Consider the following 17,437-nt stretch of genomic DNA (forward strand, 5'->3'; position numbering starts at 1 on the left):
CAAACACGCGGCCACGCTCAATGACTAGGCAACTGATATTTGACCATATCATATGCGTTGCACAAATAATGGGCATAATGCACCGAATTGTGACAGCGCAAGATTGCCCCGCTCCGGCGCGCACCTTAAACCGCGTGGCGAACATGAGGTGCATATGAACAAAGCGGTCATCATCGTTGCTGCCGGACGCGGCGTACGTGCAGGAGGCGACGTGCCGAAGCAATGGCGCATCATCCATGGCCGCACTGTGCTTTCCCACACGCTGGAGCGATTTGCCAGTGCGGGCCGCATTGTTGTCGTGCTGCACCCCGACGACATGCACCGCGCGGCGGAGCTTGAAGGATGCACCTGCGTCGCGGGCGGCGCGAGCCGTGATGCCTCGGTCCGTAACGGGCTGGAGGCGCTGGCGAATGACGCCCCTGATGTCGTTCTGATCCACGATGCCGCGCGCCCGCTGGTGTCGCAGGCTGTCATCACCCGTGTGGTGGATGCCCTCGCTACGCACGACGGCGCTGCGCCTGCGGTGGCTGTGACGGATGCGCTTTGGGTCGGCAAGGACGGCTATGTCGACGGCACGCAGGACCGCACCAACCTGTTTCGCGCGCAAACGCCGCAGGGATTCCGTTTTGCCAAGATCCTCGATGCGCACCGTAATTATAGCGGCGCGGCAGCGGATGACGTGCAGGTGGCGCGGGCCGCAGGGCTTGACGTTCTGATCGTCGAGGGCGACGAAGCCAATATCAAGATCACCGGACCGGACGATTTCGCCCGCGCCGAAAGACACTTAGGAGCAGGAATGGATATCCGTACAGGCAACGGCTACGACGTTCACGCCTTCACCGAAGGCGATCACGTCTGGCTTTGCGGCGTGAAGGTGCCGCACACGAAGTCGCTCAAGGGCCATTCCGATGCCGACGTTGGAATGCACGCAGTCACAGACGCGATCTACGGCGCACTCGGGATGGGCGACATCGGCCAGCACTTCCCGCCGAGCGATCCGCAGTGGAAAGGCGCCGCGAGCCATATCTTCCTCGAACATGCCTGCAAACTGGCGCGAGACAACGGCTTCACCATCACCCACGTGGATTGCACACTGATCTGCGAGGCGCCCAAGGTCGGCCCGCACCACGCCGCGATGAAATCTGCGATGGCCACGATCATGGGCCTGACCGAAGACCGCGTGAGCGTCAAAGCCACAACATCTGAAAAGCTCGGCTTTACGGGCCGCGAAGAAGGCATTGCCTCCATCGCCACAGCAACACTGGTGAAACTATGAGCCGTCTTGTCGCGACATTCTTCTACGTTGGCCTGCTGCGCCCTGCCCCCGGCACGTGGGGTTCGGCGGTTGCGGTGGCTCTGGGCCTCGTGCTGCACGGCCTCGGAAGCTTCCCGCTGCTGGCGCTTGCCACCGTTCTGGCGACTATCGCGGGTTTCTGGGCCTGTCATGCGGAGCTGAAGAACCGCCCCGGTGAGGACCCCTCGGAAATTGTCATCGACGAAGTGGCCGCGCAGTGGCTGGCGCTGTGCTTCCCCAGCCTCGGGTTCTGGCTCATGGGCCTTGATAACTGGAACTTCCCCTATCCGGGTTGGGTCGCGGCGTTCTTGTTCTTCCGCCTGTTCGATATCTGGAAGCCGTGGATCATCGGCCGCGCTGACCGCCGCCACGACTGGCTGGGCGTGATGTATGACGACCTGCTGGCAGGCGTCTTCGCAGGCGTCGCCACGATGGTCGCCGCAGGCGCAGCGCATGGGCTGTTGATGTGATCCCGCTCGCGAAACAGGTCATCCTTGCCGCCAAGGAGCGCGGCATCACCATCGCCACCGCAGAGAGTTGCACGGGCGGGATGGTGGCTGCCGCACTGACCGACATCGCGGGCAGCTCCGCCGCGTTCGAGCGCGGCTATGTCACCTACTCCAACACCGCCAAGGTCGAGATGCTGGGCGTCAGCCAAGCGACGCTCGACGCCCATGGTGCGGTCAGCGAAGAAACCGCCAAGGAGATGTGCGAGGGCGCGCGCCTCCATGCCCGCACTGCCGTGGCTGTTGCGACCACGGGTATCGCCGGACCGGGCGGATCGGACTTCAAACCCGAGGGCCGCGTCTGTTTTGGCGTGACCGACGGGGTCGAGACTTTTTGCCAAACGGTCGAATTTGGTGCACTTGGACGCGAAAATGTGCGCAGCGCTGCAACCGAACACGCCTTGCAGATGCTCCTAGACCGTATCATTTCCATTTCGCACACTTCCTGACCACCCACGGCATTTTCCGCACACCATTTAAGCAGTTCGCAAACTGCGCACAAAAACATCACCCCATACCGCAATCGCTTCTTTCCTGCGCATTGTGAATCCGCTTTGAGCGCCTCCGAATAGGGACAACCCAGATTTTTGGAGGGGACAAATGAACGGAGCGGATACCGCTTGGATCATCGTGGCCACTGCCTTGGTGCTGTTTATGACACTGCCGGGCCTGGCTCTGTTTTACGGCGGCCTTGTGCGTGGTCGGAACGTACTCAGCGTGTTCATGCACTGCTTTGCCATCGCGTGTCTGATGAGCGTGCTGTGGCTCGTCGCGGGCTACACCATCGCGTTCGGCGGTGAGGGTGCCTACTGGGGCGGCATGGGCAAAGCGTTCCTGACAGGTGTCGACGCCGACACGCTGGCAGGCACCATCCCCGAAGTGCTGTTCTTCGCCTTCCAGATGACCTTCGCCATCATCACCCCTGCCCTGATCGTCGGCGCCTACGTCGAGCGTATCACCTTTGCCTTCGTGCTGGTGTTCTCGGGCGCATGGATGCTGCTGGTCTACGCGCCGGTCGTACACTGGATCTGGGGCGGCGGTTTCCTTGCCAACATGGGCGTTGTCGACTTCGCTGGCGGCATTGTCGTTCACGAAACTGCTGGTCTGGCTGCACTGCTGCTGGCGCTGGTTCTCGGCCCGCGCAAGACCAAGCACACCCCGCCGCACCAGCCGGGTATGGTCTTCATCGGCGCCGGTATGCTGTGGGTCGGCTGGTTCGGCTTCAACGGCGGCTCGGCTCTGGCGGCTGACGGCTCGGCTGCAATGGCGATCACCGTCACCCACCTGTCGGCTGCAACCGCTTCGCTGACTTGGGCGCTCTGGGAAAAGATCAAGTTCGGCCGCGCATCGCTCGTGTCGATGGTCACCGGCTCCATCGCGGGTCTGGCGTCGATCACCCCCGCTGCGGGCTCGGTCGGCCCTGTCGAAGCGCTCATCATCGGCGGCGTGGCTGGTATCCTGTGTCAGGAAGCCGTTGTGCTGATCCGTGACCGCCTGAAGCTCGACGACTCGCTGGACGTCTTCGCAGTCCACGGTGTCGGCGGCATCTTCGGCACGATCATGATCGCTGTCTTCGGCGGCGCGACTTGGGCTGCACAGCTTTCGGGCCTCGCGATCGTCGGCATCTTCACCGTCGTTGCGACGCTGGTCCTGATCTACGTGATCAAGATCTTCATCCCGATCCGCGTCGATCTGGAGACCGAGACCAACGGCCTCGACCTCGCGGTCCACGGCGAACGCGCTTACGAATTGAACTCGTAAAAACAAAGGGGGCCGATTGGCCCCCTTTTTTAATTCACGGCAGGCACCGCTTTGAGGTACGCCGCGATCGCATCGCGGTCACTCGCGGGTAGCTGCGACATGTTTTCGACCACATGGGCCATATCGCCGCCCGCACTGTCGAACTCGGGCGTGAACCCGCTCTCCAGATAGGCCGAGATATCCGCCGCGCTCCAATCGAGCGCCCCTGGCGTGATGTTCGGGATGTTGCCTTGACCCGACGGGTTGGGCGCACCAGCCAGCCATTGCGAGGTATCTAGCGCACCCAGCGCATTGCGCGGTGTGTGGCATTCGGCGCAGTGGCCGAGCCCCTCCACCAGATAGCGCCCGCGCTGCTGCTCCTCGGTCAAATCACCGTCCACAACCCAGTCATCGCCGAAGAACAGGAGCTTCCAGCCACCCACGCTGCGGCGGATGCTGAACGGAAACGCCAGCTCATGCGGCTGGTTCGGTTCGGCCGAGGCTGGCAGCGTGCGGATGTAGGCTTCGATGTCCAGAATGTCCTGAACGCCCGCGCGGGTGTAGGAACTATAGGGAAACGCCGGATAGAGGTGCTTTCCGTCCGGCCCGATACCTTCCTTCACCGCATTGACGAACTGGAGGTCCGTCCACCCGCCGATGCCATGCTCTTCGTCGGGCGAAATGTTCGGCGCGACGAAAATCCCGAACTCCGAGGCAAACTCCTGACCGCCCGACAGCACGGGCTGGTCCGACGCCTCCGCATCCGGCGCGATGTGGCAGGACGCACAGCCACCGGCGGCGAACGCCAGACGACCCGCTTCGGGATCGCCTGTCATGCCGGAAACGGCACTCTCGTCCAGAGGCTTCGGCGCGGTCAGAAACCAACCGGCAGCGGCCGCAACTGCGACGATCGCCACACCGGCTGTAAGGATACGCTTCATCGATCAGTTATCGGACTGGCGATACAGCTGGTGGCAACCACCGCAGCCCTGACCGAGGCCACCCATCGCGCCCTGAAGCGAAGCGAGGTCTACGCCTGCGGCCTCTTCCATCGCCATAGCCGCGTCATGCAGAGCCGCGGTCTTGGCTTCGAAATCGTCCATGTTTTCCCAGATCGCGGGCAGCGCGTGGGATTCCATCAGCGTGTCGGCGTCGGTGCCCTCGACCCAATAAGCGCTCTGGTCGATCGAGGTCAGCGCGACGAGGTTGGCAGCAGCAGCGCTGGCGGCCTCGGCATCATACTCGATACGCTCGCGGGCCATGTTGCCCAGCGTGCCGAGGTTGAAGGCCAGCAGGTCCATATGTGCCTGACGGGCCGAGACGGCGGGGTTAGCGTCCTGCGCAATTGCAGGCGCCGCAATGGCGGCAACAAGAACGGCGGTCAAAGAGGCAGTGCGAAACATGAGTGTCTCCTGATCATAAAAAGAATATTGATAAGCATGGTGCAGGCAGTTGCGCTTTCAAGCTATCCTGCACCAGCGCTGACACACTATGTTTCGGCGCACATCACGTGCAGTTGAAGTTATCCTTCATCGTCCTCGAACTTGACCGACCCGATATACGGCAGGTTGCGGTTCCGTTGGGCAAAGTCGATGCCGTAGCCCACAACGAATTCGTCGGGGATCTCGAACCCGATCCAGTCGGCCTTGAAATCGACCTCGCGGCGGGCGGGTTTATCCAGCAAAGCAATCGTCTTCATCCGCGCCGGATGGCGGGCGGTCAGGTACTCCGACACCGCAGACAGCGTGTGGCCCGTGTCGACGATATCCTCGACAATCAGCACATCACGCCCCGCGATCTGCCCGCGCAGGTCCTTGAGGATACGCACCTCGCGCGAGCTTTCCGTGCTATCGCCATAGGACGAGGCTTCAATGAAATCGACTTCCACCGGCAGATCGAGCTCACGCACCAGATCGGCGATAAACACGAACGATCCACGTAGCAGCCCCACGACCACCAGCTTGGGCGTGTCGTCGAACTCGGCTTTGATCTCGTCCGCCAGCGCCTCGATCCGCGCGGCAATCGCTTTGGCCGAGATCATCTGATCGATGTGATACTTGCGCGTGGTCATGCCAAATCCTCCGGTCTTCCGCTGCGCCGCCACCATGCGCCAAACTCGGGCAAATCGCCACGGGTATCCTTGGGCGCAAGCTCGCCCCTTGCGCTCTGCACTCAGCGCCGTAAGTAAAGGGCGGAAGACGACGAGGACGACCCATGCCGCACCACGAAGAATCCAAGGTCCTGCCCTATAGCGCCCAGCAGATGTACGATCTGGTGGCCGATGTGGCGAGTTACCCCAAATTCCTCCCGTGGACCGCAGGCGCCCGCATCCGGTCTGTCACCGACCACGGCGATCACAAAGTGATGCTGGCCGATCTCGTCGTGTCGTTCAAAGTCTTCCGCGAAAGCTTCGGCTCGCGCGTAACGCTCTGGCCCGAGACAAAACAGATCGACACCGAATACATCGACGGCCCGTTCAAATATCTCAACAGTGTCTGGAACTTCCGCGATGTCAAGGGCGGCTGCGAGGTCGCGTTCAAGGTCGACTTCGAATTCAAAAGCCGCATCCTGCAAGGCGCCGCAGGCATGTTCTTCAATGAAGCCATGTCCCGCGTCGTCCGCGCCTTCGAAGACCGCGCCCGCCAGCTTTACGGCTGAGCGTTCAATTTCGAAAGCTCAGAACCCAGAAGTTCGACCACCTCGAACGGCAACTGACGGTATTCGCCGGCGAGGATGAAATTAAAGTCGATGCGGTGGTGCTTGTAGAGAAATATCATGACTTCTCTACTCGGGTACTGTCGAGCTTTCTCGATATTCGCGATTGTCGAAGGGAGAGTCCCGGTCGCCGTAGAGAAATCCCTTGCAACATCATATCCTGAGGCAAGCCGAGCCGCTTTGACCCGCCTCCCGCAAGCCGCCATGCTGAAATCACCAGTCATGGCCAATTCACCAAGCTCCAAACCATTCACCATTGAGCTTAATAACGTAGGCAAGGAGCCGCGCCCCTTGCCTTTGTGCTGTAAATATCCCGGGGGAAGCGGCAACGCCGCTGGGGGCAGCGCCCCCGAAACCCGTTCAGATCACGCCAGACCCAGTTTCTTGTTCCGCGCCGCACGCAGCTGCGCGAAATCGTCGCCCGCGTGGTAAGACGAACGAGTCAGCGGCGTGGCCGAGACCATCAGGAAGTTCTTGCCGTAAGCCGCCTGCTCGTAGGACTTGAACTCGTCGGGCGTGACGAAACGGTCTACGGCGTGGTGCTTCGGGGTCGGCTGGAGGTACTGGCCGATGGTCAGGAAATCGATGTCGGCAGACCGCATGTCGTCCATGACTTGCAGAACCTGCGCACGCTCTTCGCCAAGACCGACCATGATACCCGACTTGGTGAACATCGACGGGTCGATCTCCTTCACGCGCTGCAACAGACGCAGCGAGTGGAAGTAACGCGCACCCGGACGGACTTCGTGGTAGAGGCCCGGCACAGTTTCGAGGTTGTGGTTGAACACGTCGGGCTTCGCCGCAACGACAGTTTCCAGCGCGTCAGGGCCGCACTTGAGGAAGTCGGGGGTCAGCACTTCGATGGTGGTGTCGGGCGAGCGGTGACGCACAGCGCGGATGGTCTGGGCGAAATGCTCCGCACCACCATCGTCAAGGTCATCGCGGTCGACCGAGGTAATCACGACGTGCTTCAGGCCGAGTTTCTGGACTGCATCGGCCACACGGCCCGGCTCGAACGCGTCGAGATTTTGCGGTTTGCCGGTGGCGACGTTGCAGAACGTACAGCCGCGGGTACAGATCTCGCCCATGATCATCATGGTGGCGTGGCCCTGGCTCCAGCATTCGCCCGCGTTCGGGCAGCCTGCTTCTTCGCAAACCGTGACCAGTTTGTGCTCGCGCATGATCTTGTGGGTGTCGCGGTAGCCCTGCGATGTCGGGGCCTTCACGCGGATCCACGACGGCTTTTTCGGTTGGGCGTTATCCTTGCGATGCGCCTTTTCTGGGTGGCGCTGATCGGGGATCTTAAGGTCGCGCATGTGCTCCTCCTGCGAGCGATCTGCCAAAGACTTAGGCCTTTTCCGTAATGAACGCAACGAATGCCCGATATGCATTCGTATTGCCGCAAAGCAGCATTGAGACCCGACTGGAATCATTCTAAGTACGGCTCAAATGCGGCGCGAGCCGCCAAAGCCAAAATGGAGATGACTATGCAAGTCGGTTACAAGCTTCCCCAGGTGACTTTCAAAACCCGCGTTCGTGACGAGTCGATTGAAGGCCCGAACCCGTTCCGCTGGGAAGACAAGACCACCAACGATTACTTCGCAGGTAAGCGCGTTGTTCTGTTCTCGCTGCCGGGCGCATTCACCCCGACCTGCTCGACCTACCAGCTTCCGGGCTTTGAAAACGGCTACGCCGATTTCGCTGCCGAAGGCATCGACGAAATCTACTGCATGTCGGTCAACGACTCGTTCGTCATGAACCAGTGGGCCAAGGCGCAGGACCTCAAGAACGTCAAAGTCATTCCGGACGGTTCGGGCGAATTCACCCGCCGCGTCGGTATGCTGGTGCGCAAGGATAACCTCGGCTTCGGTCTGCGCTCGTGGCGCTACGCTGCCGTGATCAACGACGGTGTTGTCGAAGCATGGTTCGAAGAGCCGGGCCTGTGCGACAACCACGGCGAAGACCCCTACGGTGAATCGTCGCCGGAAAACGTCCTGTCGTGGATCAAGAAAGCAAACGCAGAAGCCGCAGCGTAATCGCCCGCGTCTGATAGGTTTGAAGGCCCGCCCATCTGTGGCGGGCCTTTTTCGTTATGCTGCGATGCGGCTACACGCGGTTTTCAAGAGCTCTCGGCCCGCTTCGCCGATGAGGTCGGCGAGATCGCTAAACCAGCCATCGTTGTCGGTCGATTTGCGGCGCACGAGCGCGATGGTCCGTTCTGGCTGCGGATCGGGGAAGCGCATCACGCCCATATCGGGCATCGCGGCTGATTCCGCGTTTACGGCCATTTCAGGCAGGAGCGTCAGCCCGAACCCCTGCCCGACCAATCCGCACAGCGTTGATAGCGACGAAGCCGAGAGGTCCACCGCTTGCCTGCGCCCTTTTAGACCGCACACCGCGAGCGTCTGGTCCGATAGGCAATGCCCGTCTTCGAGCAGCAGCAGCGACCCCGACGGCAAATCGGTCGGGTTCGGCGGCGCGGTTTCGGTGTAGCTGGCGATCCGCGATTTGCTTCCCGCGAGGAGGAAACGGTCGGAGAATAGCTCCGTCACCTCCAGCCCGTGCAGGTCGATGGGCAGCGCAATGACGGCAGCGTCAATCTCGCCTTTTTGCAGCGCGTCGACGAGCCGGTGAGTCTGCGCCTCGCGCACTTTCAGTTCGAGCGAGATATCCGCCGACCGCAGGCGCGTGAGCACATGCGGCAGCAGATACGGTGCGATGGTCGGGATCGCGCCGAGGGTCAGCGAACCGCTCAACCCGCCACGCAAACGCGCCGACGCTTCCAGATCGCGCACCTCGGTCAGGATCACCCGTGCACGGGCCAGAACGTCCTGACCTGCCCGCGTCAGTCGGATTTCACGCGGCATCCGTTCGACCAGTTTGACGCCGAGGTTCGCCTCCAGTTCCTTGATCTGGAGCGAGAGCGCAGGCTGGGTCACGTTCGCCAGTTCAGCGGCGAGCGTGAAGTTTCCCGCATCGGCGAGAGCGACGAAATAGCGGAGCTGGCGAAAGGTCGTGTTCATAAGCTGATCTTATGGCAGGAGGCGATCCGGCAAAAGTCCTTTAACCGATCAGGTCGGAATGCTGCATCCGGTCGTAGTGGCGGCGCAGTCTTTCGAGTGCGATCCGCAGGACGATCTTGCCCGACCGCGCGGCCCAGAGAAGCTCTTTCTCGATCGTCTCCAGCCCTTCGAGGTAACAGCAGCAGCGCACCACCACATCGCCTAGCCCCGGCCCCAGTTCCACCAAAGCGGCCAGAGCGCGTTCCTTCGCCGCCGATGCCGCGCCCGTGTCCACGTCCTGTCCCATCAGGAAACTGTGCCAGTGCGCCACGGTGAACGCCGACATGCCGCCAAGTTCGAAATCCTCGCGCAGGCGTTCGCCCGCAACCACGTATTCGCGCGGCAAAAACATGGAGCCGTCCTTGTCGCGGCGGCGGGCTAACATGGTTAAGGGGCTTTCGGCAGTGACAGCGCGGCGAGTCGGCTCGTCGTCCCAGACGGCGTTTTCCCGTACGAATCCCGCTTCGGTCTGCGGCGCGCCCAGCATTTCCTTAACAGCCTGACGGCCCGCAGAGGTGATCCGGTAGCGGGCGATGCGGGCCGAGGGGTCCTCGCAAGCGACCCAGTCGCGCAGCGCCATCGCCTGCGCAATCTCGCGCGGGGTAACGGCGGTGCGGGTGGTTTCGCCGCCCGTGTCGCGGACGACCACGGCCATCTCCATCTCGCGGGCGACGGCGAGCACGGCGCCAGCTTCGCACAGGCGGCGCAGGATGCGGCCGCCCTCTTCTCGGATGCGGGTTTCATCAATCAGTGCGGGCTGCACGGTGGTCATGGTGTTGGGTTCGAGTTGCATGGAGAAGTCCTTTGAGGTCAGACAATTACGGGGCGCACCGCAGTTTGAGAGCGCGTGAAGCGCGTCATCGACAAGAGGATCGTCGCGCAGGTTCTCGTACCTGCGGACCTGCCGCAAAATCGTGGAGGCGTGGCAATCCTTGGCGCGGGCAAGCGCGCGGATCGACACGCCTCTAGCGGTGTGCATCAGATAATTTCGTGCAGCTTCGGGGAGCCATTTCGGCAACGTCTCCGCAAAGGCAAGGCTTTCGGCAGTTTCCATCCCGCATTCCTCTTGTCGTCCTGCGCTCGGCACGGACCCATTTACAGAATGGCAACCTAAAGTGGTTAACCTTACCGATTTCTTAAGAGGACCGCGTTACTCCATCTTTGTTTCTAAAGAATAAATTCGGGTAACCATGGCGAACGCCCGCCGAGCGGTTCGCGCAACACCCCACAAACCGAGTGCAGGATGGTCCCACTGAAACGCCAATCAGGGGGCACCGATGTTTGATATTCTGGGTATGGTTTCGACGCTGAAGCGTCCGTCGCTTCTGGTCCGCAGCGCACGTCACGGCGTCGCCGATTACTGCCGCGACCGGCATCTGCCGCGTCTGCTGAAACGCAATACGGCCCCGCGACACGGCGAGGCGTTGATGCGTCTGATGGAGATGGAAGCGGATCTGAACGAGCAGCGTCTGGGCGACCGTGCTGCCTATTCCTTTGCCAGCCATATCGAGGTGCTGATCGCGATCATGGCCGAGGCGCGCCTTCTGACGGCCGCGCGGGAAGCCCGCGGAGTATGACCCCCGCGGGCAATGGCCTTAGCTCGCGAAGCTGTCCGGCATCGAGTCCTTCTTGGCCTTGACGTAGGCGCGAAGCTTTTGCTCGATTTCGGGGTCCAGCATCGGCTGCTGGTAGTCCGACAGCATTTTCTCGACGCGGATGGAGGCCAGCTGACGGGTGTCGCGGCCGCCTTCTTCGTCCCAGGTCTCGAACGGCTTGTAGTCGAGCAGTTCGGTGCGCCAGAACGCGGTCTTGAAGTTCGCTTGGGTGTGCGCACAACCGAGGTAGTGACCGCCCGGACCGACTTCGCGGATGGCGTCCATCGCCTGACCGTTTTCGGTCATGTCGACACCCTTGGCCAGACCGTGCAGAGCGCCGAGCTGATCGGCGTCCATGACGAACTTTTCAAAGTCGGCAACGAGGCCGCCTTCGAGCCAGCCACAGGAGTGCAGCATGAAGTTCACGCCAGCCATCAGACCCATGTTCAGAGAGTTCGCGGTTTCATAGGCCGCCTGCGCGTCGGGCAGTTTCGAGCCGCAGAAGCTACCGGCCGAACGGTACGGCAGGTTCATACGGCGGGCCAGCTGGCCGGTGCCGTAGGTGATGAGCGCGGCTTCCGGCGTACCGAAGGTCGGCGCGCCCGAGTTCATGTCGATCGAGGTTACGAACGCGCCCATGATGACCGGCGCGCCCTTGCGGACGAGCTGGCTGTAGGCCACGCCTGCGAGCGTTTCGGCAGCAACCTGCGTCAGGGTGCCGGCAACGGTGACAGGCGCCATAGCGCCGCCGACGATGAACGGCGAGATGATGCAGGCCTGATTGTTCTTCGCGTAGACTTCCAGAGCACCCATCATGATGCTGTCGAAGGTCAGCGGCGAGTTGATGTTGATGAGCGAGGTCATCACGGTGTTGTTCTGGACGAACTCCTTACCGAAGAGGATTTCGCACATCTCGACCGAATCCTGCGCACGGCTCGGCTCGGTCACGGAGCCCATGAACGGCTTGTCCGACAGGGTCATGTGAGCGAGCAGCATGTCGAGGTGACGCTTGTTCACCGGCACGTCGGTCGGCTCGCAAACGGTACCGCCCGAGTGGTGGAGCCACTTCGACATGTAGCCGAGTTTTACGAACTTGTTGAAGTCTTCCATGGTTGCATAGCGGCGGCCACCGGCATCACGCACGAATGGCGGGCCGTAGACCGGAGCGAGAACGAGGTTCTTGCCGCCGATTTCGACGCTACGCTCGGGGTTGCGGGCGTGCTGGATGAACTTCGACGGAGCGGTCTTGCACAGCTCGCGGGCCAGACCGCGGGGAATGCGGACGCGGTCTCCCTGAATGTCGGCACCGGCTTCTTTCCACAGCGCAAGCGCACCGGGGTTTTCCGGGAAGTTTACGCCGATTTCCTCGAGGATCGTCTCGGCGTTGTACTCGATGATCGAGAGCGCTTCGTCGTCGAGGACTTCGAGGTTCGGAATATTGCGCTCGATGTACTTGGCGGTTTCGAAGCTGACAGCACTACGCTCTGCACGGCGGGCGGCACCTCCGCCTCCACGCGAACGACGGCTACGACCTTCTGCAACATCCGACATAATTATCCCTCCGGAGTGATCTTTGTGAGTGTCATAGACAGTTTGTCGAAGCGCCAATGCTGAGTTTGCGTCCTCTTAGTCGTGAAAGCGACATTCCACGTCACATATGACACTTGCGCAAACGGGGCGGTGGCCCTATTCGGCTGCCATGACCCAGCATCAATGTCTCCTCATCATCGACTTCGGCTCGCAGGTCACGCAGCTTATTGCGCGACGCCTGCGCGAACTGAATGTCTACTGCGAAATCCGCCCCTATCAGAACGTCACCGAAGAGGTCATCCGCGAGATCGACCCCAAGGCCGCCATTCTGTCCGGCGGTCCTGACAGCGTGACCCGCGAAGGCAGCCCACGCGCACCGCAAGCCCTGTTCGACATGGGGCTTCCGATCTTCGGTATCTGCTATGGCCAGCAGGTCATGATGGAACAACTCGGCGGCAAGGTCGAAGGTGGACACCACGCCGAATACGGCCGTGCGTTCGTCTCCCCCGCCGAGGGCCACAAGCTCGATGGTATCTTTGCCGGTCTCTTCACCGAGGGCAAAGAGCAGGTCTGGATGTCGCACGGCGACCGCGTGACCGCTCTGGCACCGGGGTTCGAGATCGTCGCGACCTCGCCCAACGCTCCCTTTGCCATGATCGCCGACGAAGAGCGCAAGTTCTACGCCGTGCAGTTCCACCCCGAGGTGCACCACACCCCGAACGGCAAGATCATGCTGGAAAACTTCGTCCGCAAAGCCGGTTTCACCGGTGACTGGACGATGGCCTCCTACCGTCAGGAAATGATCGAGAAGATCCGCGAACAGGTCGGCGACAAGAAAGTCATCTGTGCGCTCTCCGGCGGCGTCGATTCCTCGGTCACCGGCATCCTTCTGCACGAAGCGATCGGCGACCAGCTGACCTGCGTATTCGTGGACCACGGTCTTCTCCGTCTTGATGAGGCAGAGCAGGTCGTTGCGATGTTCCGCGACAACTACAACCTGAACCTCATCCACGCGGACGAGAGCGACCTGTTCCTTGGCGAGCTTGAAGGCGTTTCCGACCCCGAGGTGAAGCGCAAGACCATCGGCAAGCTGTTCATCGACGTGTTCCAGAAATACGCGGATGAAATCGAAGGCGCCGAGTTCCTTGCTCAGGGTACTCTCTATCCGGACGTGATCGAATCCGTGTCGTTCTCGGGCGGCCCGTCGGTCACGATCAAATCGCACCACAACGTTGGCGGCCTGCCGGAGAAGATGGGCCTCAAGCTCGTCGAACCGCTCCGCGAACTGTTCAAAGACGAAGTCCGCGCCCTTGGCCGCGAACTGGGTCTGCCCGACAGCTTCATCGGTCGCCACCCGTTCCCCGGACCGGGCCTCGCGATCCGCTGCCCTGGCGAGATCACCCGCGAAAAGCTGGATATCCTGCGCAAAGCCGACGCCGTTTACATCGACCAGATCCGCAAGCACGGTCTCTACGATGAAATCTGGCAGGCCTTCGCTGCGATCCTGCCGATGCGCACCGTGGGCGTGATGGGCGACGGTCGTACCTACGACTACGCCGTTGCGATCCGCGCTGTGACTTCGGTCGACGGTATGACCGCTGACACCTACCCGTTCACGCAAGAATTCCTTGGCGAGACGATGACCCGCATCATCAACGAAGTGAAAGGCGTGAACCGCGTGTTCTACGACCTGACCTCGAAGCCGCCGGGAACGATCGAACTGGAGTAATCCGGTTCTCATGTCGGAATAACAGAAGCGGCGCGGAATTTTCGCGCCGCTTTTTCTTTGCGCGGCGCACTGTGTAATCCGAGAGGCCGCGCCCGCACAAAATCGCGCTCCAGTGTGCTTGCTTCAAAAACGATCACGTCGCAGGATGCCGCCAATTAATTGATCAAATTTCGGAAGACTGACATGTCATCGACCCTGCGCGCCGCCCTCTGGATGATCGGCGCGATTACCGCCTTTTCCTCGATGGCAGTGGCTGGCCGCCAGATGAGCGGACACCTCGACACCTTCGAGATCATGTTCTACCGCAGCCTCGTCGGCATCCTCATCATGGTGACGGTCGTGCTGGTGACGGGCAAGCGCGGCGAGATCAAGACCGACCGCCTACCCCTTCATTTCATTCGCAATATCAGCCACTTCACCGGTCAGAACCTGTGGTTCTTTGCAGTCGGTCTGATCCCTCTGGCGCAGGTTTTCGCGATGGAGTTCACCGCCCCGATCTGGGTCATCATTCTGTCCCCGCTGATCCTGAAGGAAAAGCTGCGGCCTATCGGCGTCGTCTCTGGCGTCCTCGGGTTTATCGGTATCCTTGTCGTCACGCGCCCCAGCCCCGAGACGTTGGAGTGGCCGCTGATCGCCGCTGGCCTGGCTGCCATCGGATTCGCGTTCTCCGCGATTTTCACCCGCAAACTGACCCGCGATCAGAGCACGGTTTGCATCCTCTTCTGGCTGTCGATCATGCAGGCGGTCTTTGGTCTGATTTGCGCAGGCTATGACTTTGACATCCACGTTCCCGACATGGCGACCGTTCCCTACGTGGTGCTCGTTGGCTGCGCTGGCCTCTTTGCGCACTTCTGCCTGACGACGGCATTATCACTTGCCCCTGCCAGTATCGTGATGCCAATCGACTTTGCCCGCCTGCCCCTCATAGCGGTGGTCGGCATGGTGCTCTTCGGAGAGGCGATCGACCTGTATGTCCTTATTGGCGCAGCAATAATTTTCTTCGCGAACTGGTTAAATATCCGTTCTTCGGGGAATTAATCTTCTGTTAACCTCAGATCAGATACAGGGATTACGCTGCGTTAAAATTGACCACTCAATCAATTGATCGTTAGCGTTCCCGTATGGGACGAGGAACCCCATTGGGGAAAGAGGAAAACAATATGAAATATGCACTTAGCGCTGGCGCGTTCCTGCTGCTTGGCACGGCCATGGCAAATGCCGCCGGTATCGACCGTTCGGGTCAGCCTGTTGGACTTCTGTGGGAGGAAGGCGATGCGTTCGAACTGTCGTTCGGCGCTGTAGATCCGAGCATTTCGGGCACCGTTGCCATCCCGGGCGTTGGCGTTCTGGGTTCGGGCGACATGGCCGAAAGCTACAACCAGATCGGTCTGGGCTTCAAAAAGCAGCTGAACGACCAGTGGTCCGTCACTGTCATGTATGACCAGCCGTTCGGCGCTGACGTCGCTTACCCGACCGGCACCAACTATCCGCTGGCAGGCACCACCGCTGACCTGAACAGCGACGGCATCACCGGTATCGCGAAGTACCAGATCAACGACAACTTCAGCGTCTACGGCGGCGCGCGCATGGTATCGGTCGGCGGCGACGTCGAAATCTACCAGAACGGCGCACTGACCTACACCGGCGAATTCGCCAACACCAGCGGCACGGGCTACGTTGCCGGTGCTGCCTACGAGCGCAAGGACATCGCGCTGCGCGTTGCTCTGACCTATTCGTCGGAAATCGACCTGTCGATCCCGACCATGGAAAACGGCAACCCGAGCCTGAACACCGATGTCACCCTGCCGGATTCGTGGAACCTTGATTTCCAGAGCGGCATCATGGCCGACACCCTCCTGTTCGGTAGCGTCCGCTACGTGGACTGGAGCGAGTTCGACATCACCCCGTTCGGCTACAACCTCGCCACCGGCGACTCGCTGGTCGACTATGCCAACGACGGCATGACCTACTCGCTGGGTGTTGGTCGCCGCTTCACCGACGACTGGTCGGCAGCGATCACCCTGTCCTACGAAGAATCGAACGGCGGTTTGGTATCGAACCTCGGCCCGACCGACGGCAACTTCGGCGTAGGCCTTGGTGCGACCTATCAGGTTCAGGACAACGCCAAGATCACCTTCGGCATGAAGTGGGTCGATATCGGCGACGCCAACACCGACCTGACCCCCGCGGGTCTGCCGGCTGGCGCTATTCAGGGTCAGTTCACCGACAACTCGGCAACTGCCTTCGGCGTAAAGCTCGTCACCACCTTCTGATCCTTCCCGTGGATCGCGCGAAAGGCCCTGCACATTGCGGGGCCTTTTTCGTTGGGCAAGCAGGGTAAAAATAAGCTAGATCAAACGCATCACCGCCGTTACTGACAAAGCATCATGATCTACCAGACCGCACAAGACTGGCGCGACGCGCCGCAGAAGCATGTCCTCCTGTTCGGGATGTCCGGACTGGGCAAGACCTATATTTCCAACCTGATGCGCGACCACGGCGACTGGTTCCACTACTCGGTCGATTACCGCATCGGCACCCGCTACATGGGCGAATACATCGCCGATAACGCGAAGGCCGAGGCGATGAAGGTCCCGTTCCTGCGCGAGTTGTTGATGACGGATTCGATCTACATCGGCTCCAACATCACGTTCGAGAACCTCAGCCCCGTATCGACCTACCTCGGCAAACCCGGTGATCCGGCGAAGGGCGGCATCCTGATCGACGAATACAAGCGCCGTCAGGAGCAGTTCCAGCGGGCAGAGATCGACGCGCTAATGGACACGTCCTATTTCATCCGCCGCGCGCAGGCGCTCTACGGTTATCCGCATTTCATCTGCGATACCGGCGGGTCGATCTGCGAATGGGTGGACGTCGACAATCCGAACGATCCGATCATGGCGGAGCTGTCCAAACACGCGCTCTGCATCTGGATCGAAGGTTCGGACGCTCACATTGACGAGCTGTGCCGCCGCTTCGACAAAGCACCCAAGCCGATGTCCTATCAGGCAGAGTTCCTCGACCAATCGTGGAACGCCTACCTCGCGGAAAAGAACGTCGCCCCCGACAAGGTGGACCCCGACGATTTCATCCGTTGGACCTACCGCAAGGCGCTCGACCACCGTCAGCCGCGCTATGCCGCGATGGCCGACAAGTGGGGCATCACGGTCAAGGCCGAGGACATCTACGCAGTCAAAACGCCTGCCGACTTTGAAAACCTCGTCGCAAAAACCCTTGAGGACCGTCGTTAAGGAGAATACATCTCC

At 61.0% G+C, this 17,437-nt stretch carries 19 protein-coding genes; 11 read left to right on the forward strand and 8 right to left on the reverse strand.

Features of this window, described 5'->3' with window-relative positions; translation table 11 throughout:
* Positions 1-154 precede the first annotated feature (154 nt).
* From IF204_RS05890 to IF204_RS05905, 4 genes are all read left to right on the forward strand, one after another.
* Positions 155-1,276 (forward strand): bifunctional 2-C-methyl-D-erythritol 4-phosphate cytidylyltransferase/2-C-methyl-D-erythritol 2,4-cyclodiphosphate synthase, encoded by a 1,122-nt coding sequence (locus tag IF204_RS05890; RefSeq protein ID WP_194095406.1) that lies wholly within the window; start codon positions 155-157, stop codon positions 1,274-1,276.
* Positions 1,273-1,764 (forward strand): phosphatidylglycerophosphatase A family protein, encoded by a 492-nt coding sequence (locus IF204_RS05895; RefSeq protein WP_194095407.1) that lies wholly within the window; start codon positions 1,273-1,275, stop codon positions 1,762-1,764. Before IF204_RS05890 ends, IF204_RS05895 begins: the two co-directional genes overlap by 4 nt.
* Positions 1,761-2,249 (forward strand): CinA family protein, encoded by a 489-nt coding sequence (locus IF204_RS05900; protein ID WP_322743265.1) that lies wholly within the window; start codon positions 1,761-1,763, stop codon positions 2,247-2,249. The genes IF204_RS05895 and IF204_RS05900 overlap by 4 nt, the downstream gene beginning before the upstream one ends.
* A 151-nt stretch (positions 2,250-2,400) precedes the next feature.
* Entirely contained in the window at positions 2,401-3,561 is a 1,161-nt protein-coding gene (locus tag IF204_RS05905; RefSeq protein WP_194095408.1) for an ammonium transporter, read from the forward strand.
* A 29-nt stretch (positions 3,562-3,590) separates the two neighbouring features.
* On the opposite strand, the gene IF204_RS05910 is transcribed toward IF204_RS05905, so the two are convergent.
* The 3 genes from IF204_RS05910 to hpt all read right to left on the reverse strand — a co-directional run bounded on the left by IF204_RS05910 (position 3,591) and on the right by hpt (position 5,611).
* Complete coding sequence (locus IF204_RS05910; protein ID WP_194095409.1) at positions 3,591-4,481, reverse strand: c-type cytochrome; 891 nt, start codon at positions 4,479-4,481, stop codon at positions 3,591-3,593.
* A 3-nt stretch (positions 4,482-4,484) separates the two neighbouring features.
* Entirely contained in the window at positions 4,485-4,943 is a 459-nt protein-coding gene (locus IF204_RS05915; protein ID WP_194095410.1) for a cytochrome c, read from the reverse strand.
* A gap of 119 nt (positions 4,944-5,062) precedes the next feature.
* The gene (gene hpt / locus IF204_RS05920; protein WP_194095411.1) at positions 5,063-5,611 is read right to left on the reverse strand and encodes a hypoxanthine phosphoribosyltransferase; all 549 of its coding nucleotides are present in this window, start codon (positions 5,609-5,611) and stop codon (positions 5,063-5,065) included.
* 143 nt (positions 5,612-5,754) lie between these two features.
* On the opposite strand from hpt, the gene IF204_RS05925 reads away from it, so the two are divergent.
* Positions 5,755-6,198 (forward strand): type II toxin-antitoxin system RatA family toxin, encoded by a 444-nt coding sequence (locus IF204_RS05925; RefSeq protein WP_194095413.1) that lies wholly within the window; start codon positions 5,755-5,757, stop codon positions 6,196-6,198.
* On the opposite strand, the gene IF204_RS05930 is transcribed toward IF204_RS05925, so the two are convergent.
* Both IF204_RS05930 and lipA read right to left on the reverse strand, forming a co-directional pair.
* A complete protein-coding gene (locus IF204_RS05930) occupies positions 6,189-6,479 on the reverse strand; it encodes a helix-turn-helix domain-containing protein (RefSeq protein WP_194095415.1) in 291 nt (96 codons plus the stop codon). The two genes, IF204_RS05925 and IF204_RS05930, sit on opposite strands and share 10 nt — an antisense overlap.
* A gap of 141 nt (positions 6,480-6,620) precedes the next feature.
* The gene (gene lipA / locus IF204_RS05935; protein ID WP_194095417.1) at positions 6,621-7,571 is read right to left on the reverse strand and encodes a lipoyl synthase; all 951 of its coding nucleotides are present in this window, start codon (positions 7,569-7,571) and stop codon (positions 6,621-6,623) included.
* Between the two features lie 171 nt (positions 7,572-7,742).
* Here lipA and IF204_RS05940 point away from each other — a divergent pair, with 171 nt between their 5' ends.
* Positions 7,743-8,291 (forward strand): peroxiredoxin, encoded by a 549-nt coding sequence (locus tag IF204_RS05940; protein ID WP_194095419.1) that lies wholly within the window; start codon positions 7,743-7,745, stop codon positions 8,289-8,291.
* A 54-nt stretch (positions 8,292-8,345) separates the two neighbouring features.
* Here IF204_RS05940 and IF204_RS05945 read toward each other — a convergent pair whose 3' ends face one another.
* Positions 8,346-9,278, reverse strand: coding sequence for a hydrogen peroxide-inducible genes activator (locus IF204_RS05945; protein WP_194095421.1), 933 nt, complete (start codon positions 9,276-9,278; stop codon positions 8,346-8,348).
* A gap of 40 nt (positions 9,279-9,318) precedes the next feature.
* Complete coding sequence (locus tag IF204_RS05950; protein WP_194095423.1) at positions 9,319-10,371, reverse strand: DUF6456 domain-containing protein; 1,053 nt, start codon at positions 10,369-10,371, stop codon at positions 9,319-9,321.
* A gap of 223 nt (positions 10,372-10,594) precedes the next feature.
* Between IF204_RS05950 and IF204_RS05955 the strand changes: the two genes are divergently transcribed.
* Entirely contained in the window at positions 10,595-10,894 is a 300-nt protein-coding gene (locus tag IF204_RS05955) for a DUF6477 family protein (RefSeq protein ID WP_167638301.1), read from the forward strand.
* A gap of 18 nt (positions 10,895-10,912) precedes the next feature.
* On the opposite strand, the gene IF204_RS05960 is transcribed toward IF204_RS05955, so the two are convergent.
* Positions 10,913-12,463, reverse strand: coding sequence for a trimethylamine methyltransferase family protein (locus IF204_RS05960; protein ID WP_194095426.1), 1,551 nt, complete (start codon positions 12,461-12,463; stop codon positions 10,913-10,915).
* 148 nt (positions 12,464-12,611) lie between these two features.
* On the opposite strand from IF204_RS05960, the gene guaA reads away from it, so the two are divergent.
* From guaA to IF204_RS05980, 4 genes are all read left to right on the forward strand, one after another.
* Entirely contained in the window at positions 12,612-14,171 is a 1,560-nt protein-coding gene (gene guaA / locus IF204_RS05965; RefSeq protein WP_194095428.1) for a glutamine-hydrolyzing GMP synthase, read from the forward strand.
* Positions 14,172-14,354: 183 nt separating this feature from the next.
* Positions 14,355-15,209 carry a DMT family transporter gene (locus IF204_RS05970; RefSeq protein WP_194095430.1) on the forward strand — a complete coding sequence of 285 codons (855 nt, stop codon included), beginning with the start codon at positions 14,355-14,357 and terminating at the stop codon, positions 15,207-15,209.
* A 122-nt stretch (positions 15,210-15,331) separates the two neighbouring features.
* Positions 15,332-16,444: an OmpP1/FadL family transporter gene (locus IF204_RS05975; RefSeq protein ID WP_194095432.1), complete on the forward strand. Its 1,113-nt coding sequence runs from the start codon at positions 15,332-15,334 to the stop codon at positions 16,442-16,444.
* 114 nt (positions 16,445-16,558) lie between these two features.
* A complete protein-coding gene (locus IF204_RS05980; protein WP_194095434.1) occupies positions 16,559-17,422 on the forward strand; it encodes an ATPase in 864 nt (287 codons plus the stop codon).
* Positions 17,423-17,437 lie beyond the last annotated feature (15 nt).

Source organism: Marivivens aquimaris, from assembly GCF_015220045.1.
Classification (GTDB): Bacteria; Pseudomonadota; Alphaproteobacteria; order Rhodobacterales; family Rhodobacteraceae; genus Marivivens; species Marivivens aquimaris.